12 protein-coding genes and 1 pseudogene are annotated in these 12,902 nt (G+C 59.1%); 4 read left to right on the plus strand and 9 right to left on the minus strand.

Annotated features, from left to right (window positions below):
- The 5 genes and pseudogenes from AWB67_RS28230 to AWB67_RS28250 all read right to left on the minus strand — a co-directional run.
- Positions 1 to 299: pseudogene (locus tag AWB67_RS28230) on the minus strand (integrase); the annotation flags it as partial.
- Between the two features lie 188 nt (positions 300 to 487).
- Positions 488 to 757, minus strand: a complete 270-nt coding sequence (locus AWB67_RS28235; RefSeq protein WP_087659501.1) for a type II toxin-antitoxin system VapC family toxin — start codon at positions 755 to 757, stop codon at positions 488 to 490.
- The gene (locus AWB67_RS28240; RefSeq protein WP_087659502.1) at positions 754 to 1,023 is read right to left on the minus strand and encodes a type II toxin-antitoxin system Phd/YefM family antitoxin; all 270 of its coding nucleotides are present in this window, start codon (positions 1,021 to 1,023) and stop codon (positions 754 to 756) included. Before AWB67_RS28240 ends, AWB67_RS28235 begins: the two co-directional genes overlap by 4 nt.
- A gap of 447 nt (positions 1,024 to 1,470) precedes the next feature.
- Positions 1,471 to 1,770 carry a type II toxin-antitoxin system RelE/ParE family toxin gene (locus AWB67_RS28245; RefSeq protein ID WP_087659503.1) on the minus strand — a complete coding sequence of 100 codons (300 nt, stop codon included), beginning with the start codon at positions 1,768 to 1,770 and terminating at the stop codon, positions 1,471 to 1,473.
- The gene (locus AWB67_RS28250; protein ID WP_087659504.1) at positions 1,767 to 2,042 is read right to left on the minus strand and encodes a YlcI/YnfO family protein; all 276 of its coding nucleotides are present in this window, start codon (positions 2,040 to 2,042) and stop codon (positions 1,767 to 1,769) included. Before AWB67_RS28250 ends, AWB67_RS28245 begins: the two co-directional genes overlap by 4 nt.
- A 170-nt stretch (positions 2,043 to 2,212) precedes the next feature.
- Between AWB67_RS28250 and AWB67_RS42060 the strand changes: the two genes are divergently transcribed.
- Positions 2,213 to 2,476: a hypothetical protein gene (locus AWB67_RS42060; protein WP_125477705.1), complete on the plus strand. Its 264-nt coding sequence runs from the start codon at positions 2,213 to 2,215 to the stop codon at positions 2,474 to 2,476.
- A 1,208-nt stretch (positions 2,477 to 3,684) separates the two neighbouring features.
- On the opposite strand, the gene AWB67_RS28255 is transcribed toward AWB67_RS42060, so the two are convergent.
- Both AWB67_RS28255 and AWB67_RS28260 read right to left on the minus strand, forming a co-directional pair.
- Positions 3,685 to 4,659 (minus strand): ParB/RepB/Spo0J family partition protein, encoded by a 975-nt coding sequence (locus AWB67_RS28255; protein ID WP_087659505.1) that lies wholly within the window; start codon positions 4,657 to 4,659, stop codon positions 3,685 to 3,687.
- Complete coding sequence (locus tag AWB67_RS28260; protein ID WP_087659506.1) at positions 4,656 to 5,873, minus strand: AAA family ATPase; 1,218 nt, start codon at positions 5,871 to 5,873, stop codon at positions 4,656 to 4,658. Before AWB67_RS28260 ends, AWB67_RS28255 begins: the two co-directional genes overlap by 4 nt.
- Before the next feature lie 1,098 nt (positions 5,874 to 6,971).
- Between AWB67_RS28260 and AWB67_RS28265 the strand changes: the two genes are divergently transcribed.
- From AWB67_RS28265 to AWB67_RS28275, 3 genes are all read left to right on the plus strand, one after another.
- Positions 6,972 to 8,465, plus strand: a complete 1,494-nt coding sequence (locus AWB67_RS28265; RefSeq protein ID WP_087659507.1) for a replication initiation protein — start codon at positions 6,972 to 6,974, stop codon at positions 8,463 to 8,465.
- Between the two features lie 506 nt (positions 8,466 to 8,971).
- Positions 8,972 to 9,412 carry an Xre family toxin-antitoxin system antitoxin gene (locus AWB67_RS28270; protein ID WP_200822327.1) on the plus strand — a complete coding sequence of 147 codons (441 nt, stop codon included), beginning with the start codon at positions 8,972 to 8,974 and terminating at the stop codon, positions 9,410 to 9,412.
- A complete protein-coding gene (locus AWB67_RS28275; RefSeq protein WP_087659509.1) occupies positions 9,412 to 9,888 on the plus strand; it encodes an RES family NAD+ phosphorylase in 477 nt (158 codons plus the stop codon). Before AWB67_RS28270 ends, AWB67_RS28275 begins: the two co-directional genes overlap by 1 nt.
- Before the next feature lie 549 nt (positions 9,889 to 10,437).
- Here the strand turns inward: AWB67_RS28275 and lhpI are convergent.
- Entirely contained in the window at positions 10,438 to 11,376 is a 939-nt protein-coding gene (lhpI, locus tag AWB67_RS28280) for a bifunctional Delta(1)-pyrroline-2-carboxylate/Delta(1)-piperideine-2-carboxylate reductase (RefSeq protein ID WP_087659510.1), read from the minus strand.
- A 24-nt stretch (positions 11,377 to 11,400) separates the two neighbouring features.
- The gene (locus AWB67_RS28285) at positions 11,401 to 12,849 is read right to left on the minus strand and encodes a short-chain fatty acid transporter (protein ID WP_087659511.1); all 1,449 of its coding nucleotides are present in this window, start codon (positions 12,847 to 12,849) and stop codon (positions 11,401 to 11,403) included.
- Between the last annotated feature and the right edge of the window lie 53 nt (positions 12,850 to 12,902).

A 12,902-nucleotide genomic window follows, 5' to 3' on the forward strand; every position in this document is an offset into this window, starting at 1 on the left:
CGCAGGGTGACGGCGGTGAGTTTCGCGCTGCCGTGCTGCTTGATCGATGCCTTCAGGTGCTCGGCGAGCGCGGCCGAGCCATGGCGCAACGCGAGCGTCACCAGATCGTCGCGCATGGTGCGCAGATAGCGCTCCATCGCATCGGAAGTGGTGGCGTGCGGGGCGAATTCCACGTCGTAGTACAGACGCGCGATGGTCGCCGCGGGGATACGCTGCACGAACGCACGCAACGCGGTGAAGTCGGTGCGCGTGTAGCTGCGCGGCGGTGGCAAGGTCAGCTGTTGAGGTTGGTTGGCCATGATTCCATCACGCTGAGGTAACGCACGTACGGTGAGCTTTTTCAGGGGCGGCCGGTGAGCCGATTCGGGAACCTCTCGTTCCGCCCCAGGAACCGACGGGGGTCGCCGAGTTCGTTCCAGCGCACCGGCTGCGGCGCCGAGATGACCAGCAGAAATCACGTCCGGATGCGCCGGATTCACTCACGGCATCACGCGCGAATCATCAGGGTCGGGTGATAGCGCCAGACCTTCGGATCCGCGCTCAACAGCGCGATCCCTTCGTGCAAGGCCTGCGCGATCATGATGCGATCGAACGGGTCGGCGTGGTCGTCATGAAACGGCAGCGCGGCGACGGCCTCTGCGTGCTCCACCAGCAGTGTATTGGCCGGATCCTCGATCAGGTCGATGGCCGCCGATGAAAGCTGCGGGGCCCCTTCGGCCGCCCACAGCGCGATATGCGTATCGAGCAACACCCTCACGGCGCGAGCTCTTGGCGGGCGCTTGCGTCGAAGTCCGCAGCGATCGCGTCATCGCCGGCGTTGAACGCCTCGACCGTGGCCGGGACGTGGAGGCCCGCGAGCAGGTGCCGGGCGGCGCCGATGCGCCGGGGTGCGGCAAACGGCACCAGCCGAGCGACGGGGGTGCCGTTGCGCGCAATGATCACCTCGTTTTCCTGCCCAACCTCAAGCTGCTCGACCAAGCTCGACAGTTTCGATTTCGCGTCGTGCATATTGACCGTCAGCATGATGACTCCGTGGTTAGCTAAGCAATGTTAGCTAGTATGCGGGTGCGGGTGACAAAACACAATGTCCACCGGCCTTCCGCACGGTGCTGCTCCGCGCGCTGGGCCCCGCGGCGTCGTAGCGCCGTACCAAACCACGCGCATGCGCGTGGCTCGTGCCAGTGAGCGGTTTGCCGCATCAAGCCTCCGCCCCGCTTCATTCCGGCTGGGCCGGTCAGTCAGTGCATCGACGCACTCGGCAAACGCAAAACCAAGGGCAACCCCTCGTCTAGCCGTCACGTAATGCGCTTTCCGGGTATTTTACGCATTAAATCATTCTCTGCTAATGATAATTAGCAGATAAGGTGGGCGCCGCTTTGTCGGAATTTGTTCCTGTCGTGCGCGCTTGCGCCGCTCGATCGCGGCCTGCCCTCCCGCGTTGCCGCGCCTCCTTCCCTCCCGAAAGCTCGCTCAGTGATAGTCGTCCTCACGCTGATGCCGCACAGCGAGAATATTGACCGTGCGCTCGTCCTCGATCTCAAAGAGTGCGACATAGCCGGCCTCACCGAACGACACGACCAGCTCGCGCAGATAGGCGTTATCGGGCTCGACCTTGCGACAGGTGTAGGGAAACGACTCGAGCATCTCAGCGGCCTTGCGGATAGTCTCAAGCGCGCGCCGCGCGGCCGGTGCGTCTCGTTCGAGCAAAAAAGCGTAGAGGCGCAACAGATCGGCGCGCGCGTCCGCCGTATAGCGGATCCGGTAGCTCAACGGTTGCCCTGGGCTGTTTCCGCCGCGACCAGCATCGCCTCCAATTCGGCGTGCACCTCAGCCGCGTCGTAGTACTCGCCCGTCCGGCGCGCGTGATCGCGGGAGCGCAGACCGCGTGCGACAAAATCCCTCTGCATCTGCCGACGGATGACGCTCGCGCGCAAGGAAGACTCCATCAGCGACGACAGGCTCTCTCCGTCCAGCAGGACACTTTCGGCGGCCTGGCGCAGTTCCGGATCAACGCGCAGCGAGGGTAAAGAGGCAGTTTTCATGTGATTGCTCCAATGCGTTGCATTTGCAGCGCATAGACTACCACATCTCACGTTTACCGCATTTAAGCTAGGATAACCCCCAGTGCCTATTAGGCCTGAAGACCGTGGAAATTCGCCCTCCCCATCTCAACCTGCGGCCGGCGCTGCTGTCTCAACCCGGACGGTGCGCTATGCGGTCGAGCACGCGTGGGACGCTCGGCCCGGTCACGCGAGTGGCAGGCCATCGGCAGATCCGTCGCGTGTGCGCTACTTGTGGACCACCCTCGGGCCGGACGCGATCGCTGCCGTCCGCAGCCGCGACGGCAACCCGCTTTTTTCCCGCCGTGCCCGATCTGCATAAAAGTGCCGCCGGGCTCGACGATGCGCTGCGCTCCGGCACCCCATCACCCACGCTGCTCGCGCTGGCCGCGGCGGGGCCATGCTCGATCGAGTAGGCACGCGAGGGGTCCATGCGGGTCGTCCCTCCTGGAGCGGTTAACGCGTTCGGACTCAACCAGATCCACGGTCGACAGTCCCGCGCAGGTGCGGGATAGGATGGGCGGCTTGCGCTAAGCCCGTTAGTCGCGTTTTAAGCCGGCCAGTCGGGGAACCCCGCGCAGTAGCTCAGTGAGGCCGAGGGATGTTCTGGTACGCGCGGCAAATGAAAACACGGATCTCGCTTGATGGCTTGAACGCGAATTTTCAGCAAATCGGCTTCCTACAGGCGCAACACTGTGATGATCCGCAAACCTGCAGTACAGCGCGGCTCGCCCGACTGTCGGCCGTTCCGAGGACCGGTGACCGAACGCTGAGCCTGCAGTCCGGTATGTCGTCAATCTCCGAGGTCTTACACGGCTGGCGGCTGCCCGGTTGGACGGCCGCCTGCTCGGCCACGATCTGATCGTCGATGCTTTCGCAAGAGCGCCTGGAGGCAGATGATCGCACGGCCCCGCTTGAGGTGCTGCCGGGTGGCGTTGCGACTGGAGGAAGTGGTGGAGCTTTATCACGACGCATCGTCAGCACGCAGAGATCAATGCTTCGACAGAAGACTAACGGCGTTCACCCGCGTCTGCTCCACATCGAATGGACGCGACATCTAGTTTTTATGTTCTAAAAACCATCAAAACGGCTGCGGCAACTACTGTCACGCCAACTTCTTTAGAGCTCTGCGCACGATCTGGGCTTCGTCCGCACTTGCAACAGATCAGAGGGACGAACTGTCCGAAAGAGGTTGCTCTTGAGATCCCCGACTTGAGGCGAGTTTTACTGAACATTGGACTATTAGTTGCCGCTTCGCCAAATTTTGTAGACGGCATCAAGTCGTCTGGCGCGGACGGGTTTCGGCACCTTTGATGGTTTAGCCACGGAGACTAGGCTATCTCCGCCTCCGCTCAAACGTCTCAACCCAAGCGCGAATCAAAACAGCAGCAATTCTCTGAGTGCCTTCTTTGTGCCGGAGACAGTCAGGGGTGTGTCAGTAATACTGACGCACGGCGGGTCATCGACGATGCGCACGCCATTACACCTCGGCAAGTAGAAAGAATGTGACCAGCGGCGACCGTCCGTAGAAGCCCTGTCAGTATTACTGACGCCAAGGCTAGCCTGCGTTGGTACAAAAAAGCCCGCTCGACGCGGGCTGCTCTGTGGCGTCTGCGCTGAAGCTTCAGCGAGGCTCACCTTTGTAAAGCTCACTTATCACCTGCCTGATTCGAGCCTCCTGCGCCTCGGTCAACGACGCGGTTTTAATTTTGACCGTGAAATTGTTGACGTCCTTGGTTATGCTTCCGGCCTGGTCCTTCCCGGCGAAAAACTTCTCGATGAGACGCTCCCGAGCCGCAGACCCGGTCGCACGGCGCGTGACCATGGCGATAATTGCCGGAGCGAACTTGCCTTGGGCCAACTCGCCTTTTACCACATCTGGCCACAGTTCTCGCGCTGCCAGCTCAGCGTCCGCCCCGTGTTTTTTAAGAGCAGACACGACCTCCTCAGCGGCATTGCAGCCGAGAAGACCGGGCTCCAAATCAAGGTCATTTTTGATGAAGTCAGGCAAATTTTGGAACGCGAGAAACTGATATAAGCCAGTGCGGGACAGGCCTAGTGATTCCGCCAACCGCTTGCGGCTCGGAAACTCAGTCTCAGACTGACGGATGGAGATGGCCACCTCGTAGTCAGAAAGGTCGTCCCGTCGAAGATTCTCGACAAGCGCCAAGACAACCATGTCCTGGTCGGAACATTCGATCACTACCGTCTTGATGTTCTCAAGTCCGAGCATCTTATGCGACCGCCAGCGGCGTTCCCCGGCGACAATTTGATAAGCCGATTCGACGCGCCGAACAACGATGGGCTGCATGAGTCCAACTTCCCGAATCGATTCCGCCAACTCAGACAGTCGGGCTTCGTTAAACAGTCGCCGCGGCTGCCAGGGATTTGGGACGATGGCGGAAACAGGCAATTGCGACGTCGTGCCCGTCGACTCGAGTTCCTGCACCCTCAGTTGCGCGGCCGCCAAGGCGCCGGCCATACCCGGCGCGGTCTCTGTGCGACTCGCGCGCCTGCCGGCATCAGGTGTCCTTTCCGCCGTCGAGCGCAGACCGGCGGTCTTGGCCAGCATCTGGTCACGAATATTGCCGTTGCTCATTGTGCTGACCTCCATTGTTGTACAAACATGTCGTCGACCCACCGGCAGTAATCGACGAGCGGTTGTTTTACCCGCGCCAGAGACTTGGCCTGACTGTGCGAACTGCTGATATCAAATACGGTCGTGAACGCGAGCGCACCCGAACTCATCACCGAACTGGCTGGAACCTCAAACTGGGACAGCCAGTGCCGGTAAGCGCCCTGCGCCCATGTGCGCACGACTGGGGCCGCGGAAGTGGTGCTGTAGTTCACACGCGTCAGTAAGACGGATACAAAATCATACTTTTTGCCGGATTCGTATTTGATAAATGACTTGGCAACGTCCGAGAAGAGCCGCCAGAATGAAAGTGAGCTGAAAAAGTCGAGATTCTCCGGAACCATGGGCATCACCATTGCGTCCGCGGCTAACAGAGCATTCAAATTGAGGTACGAAAGAGAAGGCGACGTGTCCAGAATGATGTAGTCGTAGTGCTTTCGTAAAGGCGCGAGCCCGTCGCGGAGCACCTGCCAGAATTTGAAGCCCGGAATCTTCATCTGCATTGCTGGGAGGTGGTACTCGGCGCCGACCAGCTCAGTATGAGCAGGGATGATGTCTAGCCCATCCCAATAAGTCTTCTGCACTCTCGCCAGCAGGCCGCCCTCTACCTTCTGGTCATAGATATAGGGGAGCACCGTGTCGTCAGGAAAGACTTCCTTCTCGGCATATAAGCCACAAAGCTCCGAAAGAGAAGCCTGGGGGTCGAGGTCAACTACGGCAACCTTTCTCCCGCGCAAGCTCAGCCCTTGGGCGAGACACATAGCTGACGTAGTTTTAGCCGAACCGCCCTTGAGCTGGGAGGTAACGATCACTTTGCCCTCAAAATCACTCGGACCAACTACCAGCGGCGTCTGGTAAATGTCCGATACCTTCTGTACCCAGTTTCGAGCTTCAACCAATGTGAACAGTCGACTACGGCTTCGGCCAGTACCAGTTGACTGTCCCTCCGGCAGGACGCCGTCCCCCTTCGTTGCGAGGTACTGGACTTGCTGGCGAGTCAACCCACAAAGCTCGGCGACTTCTCCCGTGGTAAACACCGGCGCTTCCTTACGAGGGCGCGGCGCCAGAATTTGGTCTCGCAATTCAGTTGCATAATCGGTGACGACGTCCGCGAAATCGGAGATTTCCTCAAGCGTCACGGTTCGGTCTATCGGCATCGGTTGACTGACATTAGCCATTTCTGAGTTTTTCCTGGAAATTCAAGCTAAACAGAGAATACAGGAAAATGCAAAAATGGGCTTGTTACATCGCCTGACCTCTGAAGAGCCGCACCTAACCCGCTGTTTTTTATATGTTTGAGTGTCTTGTCCTAGCAGCAAGCAGCAAATGATTTCTGCGATTTCATTGCAAAATCTCTCACCTTTGCGAAACACGCGAGTGGAAGGTCGGGCAGACGGCTCCCGTAGCCGCGAATCAGACGTCCAATACGCACAAACCAGCACTGACGTGATGGACTGTGTTCTTGGTTCGCCTAGCTGCTCGTTGAACAGCAAGTTGCGCACAAAGATTCTCACCCCGATACACGAGAGCGCCGACGTAGCGCTTTTCGACTGGCTATGGGCGCCCCATCGAAGAAATAAGAGATTTTGTCCCATGAGTTCCTCGCGCGATCTGTAGCTAGGCGCGCGAGACAAACTCTCTCACCTTTGGGGGAGTGACTGCAACTGCTGGCGCGGCCGCCGTGTTGACTGTTGCGACCTCGCTGCCAGCTAACGACGCTCGCTTTTATGCCCCAAAATCAGTGCGACCGATGGGCGATCACTGACGCATTCTTCGAAGAACCTTGTGTGCGATTTGAGTTGTGCCTCGATAAGGGGATCACCTGTTCACCAGTTTGTAGGTTGTTTTAAAAAAAGAGCCCACATACCAACGAACAGGAAAAACCCGAAGTCTTTAAGATCAATAAGTTAGAGCACAGAGGGTGAGACTTGATGTGTCAAAGGTGAGAGAAAATGTGCTCTGCCGGTGAGAAATGGGAATGGTAAAAGTGAGACTCGTTGGACCTTAACGTGAGAGCAGGTGTGGCGGCCTTTACTGAGGTGAGCAATTTGGCGGCAGCTCTGTGGATAAACAGCCAGAGCCCCAACCGCACAGAGCCTCAGGCGCACCTGTCTCAAAGTGGAGGTGAGACTTGTTGTCCCGACGGTGAGAGATTTTGTACTTATGCCGGCTGACGGCTATCAAGGTGAGACGCTTCCATTGACATCTCACCTTTATATGCTTAGAGTCTCCTGGAACTTTGGCTTAAGAGTAGCTGGATTTTCCGGGAAACAGGCATGACAAGCAGCGTCGGACGGCGTGTGACCCCGCTTCAATATGCGCTTGACCTTTTCGTCGAAATGGCACCTACGCGCGGGTCTATCAATGAGGCCGTCTCTGACAAGGATATCGGCTATCAAAAGAACCGGGTCTTTGCCCGCATTATTGGGCTCGGTCTATCCGCTAGGCGCTTCGTCGATGCCGCTTACTTTATCGTCGCGCAGGAACCTGAAATCCAGGAAACATACGATGTCACGCTCAGCTTTTTTAAATGGCTGATGCGCTATGACAGTAATAACAAGAAGCATTTTTCCAGCGTTATTCGTAGCGTCAAATCTTCCATGCTAGAAGTGACGAGCGCCCCAGTCGTGTCGGTCGATTCCGCTGGACGGATGGTGGAAGAGTCCATTGAAAGCAATGACGTAGAGGGCAGGGTCGGTGATGAGGCGGATGACCACGACTTGGCGGTTGAGAATGAGGATGGCGACTGGCTTGAGCTGATAGGCCGCGTAAGTGTCAGGAATGGTCGCATTCGGTTCAGGGTGCCTGTTGAATTGCAGCGCCTCATCAAGGACCCCGAAAACTCTTACTGGACTAGCCTGTTAATCACCTCGAGATTTACGCTCATCTACGCGCGTGCAATCTATGACCATGTCTTGCCATTAGTTCCCAACGCGGTAACGGAGTGGCTGCCGCTGGACCTCATTAGAAACCTGCCCGGAAAGTCGTGGGCAAACAGCGCTGAATTCAAATACTTCAAGCGTGATTACCTAGAGCCAGCCGTGAGCCAAATTAACGAGCTGTCTGACATCGAGCTGTCGTACGAAACCCGGGCAGGGACACCGGGTTCGCGAAAGAAGGACCAGATTCGCTTCAGGCTCAAACGCAAGGAGGCAGCTGTGGCCTCCAAGGCGGATATGCTTAATTCGGTAGCGCTTTTCATGACGCTGCAGAACGAATTCGCGCTATCCGGAAAACAGTTTGAGACAATCGCGCAGAACCGAGCAATGTGGACCGATGAGCGCATTCAACAGGCTATCGAATACACCCGGTGGAGAATCCGACAAGGCGACAAGATTAAGACGGCTGCAGGTTACATGATGAAAGCCCTTTCGGATAACTACCGAGTGTCCGAAGCCGATAGGCAGGTTGAGCTAATTCAGGCTCAACTCGTTGACGCGGCGACGGTTCAGCAGGAGTCCAAGTCCCACATTCAAAAAGCAGTAGCGGCAAACTTGGCGGCCGCTAACGCCGCAGCCGAACAGCGTCGACATGAAGAGATTCGCCTCGCGCGCGAATACTTTGACACGGCAGACAAGAAGAAACGGGAAGACCTTGTCCGCAAGTTTGTCGCATCGAGCACGCTGGGGCTGCGGGCGATTGAACGTCAGATGCTTAAACCTGCCCAAGTGACAGAGTCGAACATCCTAACATTTCCAGATATCGCAAATACGTTTGGCTCCTTTGTTGCCGGCGAACTGAGAAAATCCGCGCGTGCGCAACGCAAGTAGATGCGATGGTGGACCGGTGCGCGTGACGGTTGCCGGCCGTTTGCAGTGTCGACTCGATGAGGTCCGGTCATGCGCCTCGTCAGCGAGGCCTCTTGCGCATCGCCTGCTTTAGCCTGCCGTCGTTTCGATGTGGCCGTTTCCGGATCTCGGCATATTTACGCACTTCTTGAAGCGCGTGCCTTGGCGCGCCAGTCTTAATCTGCGGGATCGACCGAAGCAATGAAGCAATTTAACCATCTGCCGTCGGACTTTGAGACTCTGCGTAATGCTCTCAATTTACACTGCTCTCAGCCATCCTTCGCCAGACTGCGATGGTAATATGGGTTACAGCATCGCAATTCAAATTACGAAAACACGAACACGTTTATGCCACAAACGCTGAATGAGGGGTTGGCGCGATCGCTGGCTGAAAAGCCAGCGTCCAGCCCGGGCGGGCGATGCCGTGGCCGCATGCCGCTTCTGCCATTTTGGTGTAAAATAGATGCCAAATGGCAGGAGGCGAAATCGTGAACGTCATCGAGAAGATATCAGCCGATTCATTGCTGGGGGGACGGTCGGTATTTCCGCGTTCTCCCCGATCCGGCCTTGAATGGGTGGATGTGGTTCGCCACGGCATTTCGTCGCTGGCGCTGGACGCGATGCTCAAATCCATCGGCCTTTCGCAAGCAGAACTGGCGCAGGCGCTCGATATTCCGGAGCGTACCTTGGCGCGCCGCAAGCGGGAAGGGGTGTTGAGCCGTGAGGAGTCAGCCAAGCTGCTGCGACTCGCGCGTGTCGCTGCGCGTGCTGCCGAAGTGTTTGACGATCTCGACTTGGCGCTCGCCTGGCTTAAGACACCAGTTGCTGCCTTGGGAGAAGCCACGCCATTGAGTCTTGTCGATACCGACATTGGCACCGATAGCGTGATGGATACGCTAGGGCGCATCGAGCATGGCGTGTTTGCGTGATGTTGACGGCATGGCGGGTGGTGACCGAACGATATGCGGATACCGCTTTTTCTGGAGAAGGAGCGCGATTGTATGGGGGGCGGTGGAACCCCAAAGGCGTTGCAATCGTCTACACGGCCCAGACGCAATCGCTCGCGCTGCTCGAGATGTTGGTCCAGGACGCGCCGCTGCGTGCCCGCTATGTGATGATCCCGGCCCGTTTCCCCGAGAAAATCGTCGAACGTCTCAACCCAGTCAGTTTGCCTCGCGACTGGCGAGATCTCTCGGCCCGGGCCGAATTACAGCAGATTGGATCGGCGTGGGAGCGGAAGCGAACCAGCGCAGTGCTAGCTGTTCCCAGTGCGGTCGTTCCTGCGGAATCCAATTATTTGCTCAATCCCAATCATCCAGACTTCGACCTCGTCGCGGTTGGCGCGCGTGATGAGTGGTTGACCGACCCTCGGTTATTGCGGCGCGCTACTGCGAAGGGATCGTGACGAGCATCTCGTGTGGCGGTGGTAAGCCACCCTTGAAAGCTAAAAATTTAAAATCCACGACGCACACTAGAACATTTGTTGTCCTCGCGTCGTCGGCAAATCTAAGCCGTGGAACTAGCGACCCGCTCGAGCGAGTCAGCGGCAGTCGGATCCTCCAGTCGATTGGCGGCTGGTTGTTCCGTCGCTCTCGTACGCCGGCGCAGAGGCACTTATGCCAAGTGTTATCGCATCTTCCATGCGGCTAAAGCGCGCGACGGAGATGGCGTCAGCAGGCCCTTGATGAAACCAGCGCTCGCTTTCGGCCAATATTTGCCGTTCGGGCAACGCTGAAAGTCGTCATTCCAATGGCAGGTTTGCTACGGGAATCTGTCGCTCGATAGGAGTAACCGCTACCGTCAGTGGTGACCACGGTGATGACGGACGACGACTACCCGCGTTGCCTCCCAATCGAGACAGCCGATGTTTCCCGGTTGGGCCGATAGCAATCCGGCTTGCTCCAAAGCTCGCGGATGTGCGCGCAATATCCATCGACTCGTGCGTCAGGGTTCGCTACGCGCGCCCGCACCGCTCATAGACGAGCGCCGCTGCCGCCAGGTCTTCGAGCGCCGTTCCTACTGCCTTGAAGACCGTGCGTTCCGTGTCGTTGGCGCGGCCCGACGCTTGCTGGCGGCACAGCGTTTCCAGCGTCGGCCAACGCTGCGGATTGGCGATGACTTTGCGCTGCAGTGGACCCAGCAGGTCGCCGGACTTCTGGAACGCTTCCGACGTATCGACGAACATCGTGGCGTTCATGAAGCACGCGTCGTCGGCTTCGCGCATCGCGGGCGTGAAGCTGCCGATCAGATCGAGATGCGAGCCCGGCGCGAGCCATTCGTCGCGCACGACCGGTTCGGTGGCGAGCGTCGCGCAGGTCACGACATCGGCGCGCGCCACGCTTTCCGGCAGATTGCCGGCGGCGCGCGCATGGAAGCCGAGTTCGGTCAGACGCGCGACGAGACGTTCCGATGCTGCGGGAACCGCGTCCCATACGTCGACTTCGCGAATCGGCAGCACGGCGCGATAAGCCTGCGGCACGAGACTGCCCACGCGGCCCGCGCCGAGCAGCGTCATGCGCGTGGCGTCCTTGCGCGCGAGATAGCTCGCCGCGAGAGCAGACGCCGCCGCCGTGCGGCGCGATGTGATCTCGTTGCCGTCGAGCTGCGCGAGCGGCGCGCCGGTGCGGGCGTCGTAGAGCACATAGGTCGAATGCAGGCCCGGCAGGCTGAGCGCCACGTTGCCGGGAAACACGTTGACGGTCTTGATGCCGAGATAACGCCCCTCCTGCCACGCGGGCATAATGAGCACGGTGCCCTGGTCGCTTTCCGTCTCGATCTTGTGGTGGTGACGAAGCGGCACGTGAGCCCCCTCGATGAACGTCTCGCGTAAGGCTTTGATCAGTTCGGGGAAGGGCAGCGCGTCACGCGTGACGGTCGAATCCAGAATCTTCATTGGCAGATTTTCCTTGTGGTGTTTTCAGGGCATGACAGGTGCGTGATAGGTCAGCGTCGGTGCGAGTGCCCACAGCATGAAGACCACGAGCGGGATATGCACGATAAGCTGCGTGAACGTGAAGCCGACCACATCTTTCGCGCGCAGTCCAAGCACGCCGAGCAGCGGCAGCATCCAGAATGGATTGATCAGATTGGGCAGCGCTTCGGCCGCGTTGTAGATCTGCACGGCCCAGCCGAGATGCACCTGCAGGGACTTGGCCGCTTCGATCACGTAAGGCGCTTCGATGATCCATTTGCCGCCGCCCGACGGCACGAAGAAGCCGAGGATCGCGGAGTACGCGCCCATCACTGCGGGAAACGAGCCTTGCGACGAGATCACAACGAAGAAGTGCGCGAGATGCTCCGACAAGGGCAGGCCGCCGGGCGCCGCCGCTTTGGTGAGGATGAATGCGATGCCGCCATAGAGCGGAAACTGGATCAGCACGCCCGCCGTCGACGGCACGGATTTCGCAACCGCATTCAGGAAGCGGCGCGGGCGCCAGTTCAGCAGCATGCCGAGCAGGATGAAGACGAAGTTGTACGTGTTGAGGTTCGAGATCGCGAGCAGCGGGTTCTTCGTCGTGAACTCATGGCCGATCCACACGATGCCGAGCAGCACGAGCAGGATCGTCACGAGCGGGCTGTATTCGAGCCACTCGCCGGGGCGTGTGGGTTTCGCCACGTTCATGTCGACGTCGTCGAGCGGCACGCCCAGGTCCTGCGCCGTGCGTGCACGATCGCCGACCGGTGCGGACAGGGCCGCGATGGCGAGCGACACGGCGGTGAGCGCGGCGACGATCAGCATCGACTGCGGCAGGAAGATCGTTTCCGAAAACGGAATCACACCGGTGATCGCGAGCAGTGTTTTCGGCAGGCTGTCGGCGTTGGCCTGCAACTGCGCAGCCGACGAGCTCAAGCCCAGCGCCCACGTTGCGCCCATGCCGAGATAGGCGGCGGCTCCCGCAGCGCGATAGTCCATCCGCAGATCAGTGCGGCGGGCCAGCGCGCGTACCAGCAGGCCGCTGAAAACGAGGCTGATCGCCCAGTTGAACAGCGACAGGCCGATGCTCACGAATGCGACGAACATCACCGCGCTGCGTGCGCTCTTCGGCAGGCGCGCGAGCCACGCAATCGCCTTCGAAGCGGGCGGCGACACGGCGACGACGTAGCCCGAGATCGCCACGATGGCCATCTGCATCGTGAAGGGAATGAGGCTCCAGAAGCCGTCGCCGAATTCGATGCCCACGCTCTGCACCGGCGCGCCGATCGCCAGCGCACCCAACGCCACGACGATGACTGCGATCGCCGCGAAGATGTACGCATCGGGAAACCATCGTTCGGCCCAGCGCGTGACGCGCGCAGCCATGCGCTCCATTGTGTTGCCGACGTCCGATGTCGGCGGTAGCGGCTTTGCCTGTGTAACCTGTTCCATGCTGATGTCTCCTCTCAAGCGCGCTTGCGAGTGTGTAGATAGGGGAGTGGTGA

The organism is Caballeronia terrestris, from assembly GCF_001544515.1.
Taxonomy (GTDB): domain Bacteria; phylum Pseudomonadota; class Gammaproteobacteria; order Burkholderiales; family Burkholderiaceae; genus Caballeronia; species Caballeronia terrestris.

What these genes read in the sequence shown, in the direction of transcription:
- AWB67_RS28240 (WP_087659502.1), bottom strand. Translation starts at nt 1,023, where the DNA reads ATGCTGACGGTCAATATGCACGACGCGAAATCGAAACTGTCGAGCTTG.
- AWB67_RS42060 (WP_125477705.1), top strand. Translation starts at nt 2,213, where the DNA reads ATGCGGTCGAGCACGCGTGGGACGCTCGGCCCGGTCACGCGAGTGGCA.
- AWB67_RS28265 (WP_087659507.1), top strand. Translation starts at nt 6,972, where the DNA reads ATGACAAGCAGCGTCGGACGGCGTGTGACCCCGCTTCAATATGCGCTT.
- AWB67_RS28285 (WP_087659511.1), bottom strand. Translation starts at nt 12,849, where the DNA reads ATGGAACAGGTTACACAGGCAAAGCCGCTACCGCCGACATCGGACGTC.
- AWB67_RS28275 (WP_087659509.1), top strand. Translation starts at nt 9,412, where the DNA reads ATGTTGACGGCATGGCGGGTGGTGACCGAACGATATGCGGATACCGCT.
- lhpI (WP_087659510.1), bottom strand. Translation starts at nt 11,376, where the DNA reads ATGAAGATTCTGGATTCGACCGTCACGCGTGACGCGCTGCCCTTCCCC.
- AWB67_RS28260 (WP_087659506.1), bottom strand. Translation starts at nt 5,873, where the DNA reads ATGGCTAATGTCAGTCAACCGATGCCGATAGACCGAACCGTGACGCTT.
- AWB67_RS28255 (WP_087659505.1), bottom strand. Translation starts at nt 4,659, where the DNA reads ATGAGCAACGGCAATATTCGTGACCAGATGCTGGCCAAGACCGCCGGT.
- AWB67_RS28250 (WP_087659504.1), bottom strand. Translation starts at nt 2,042, where the DNA reads ATGAAAACTGCCTCTTTACCCTCGCTGCGCGTTGATCCGGAACTGCGC.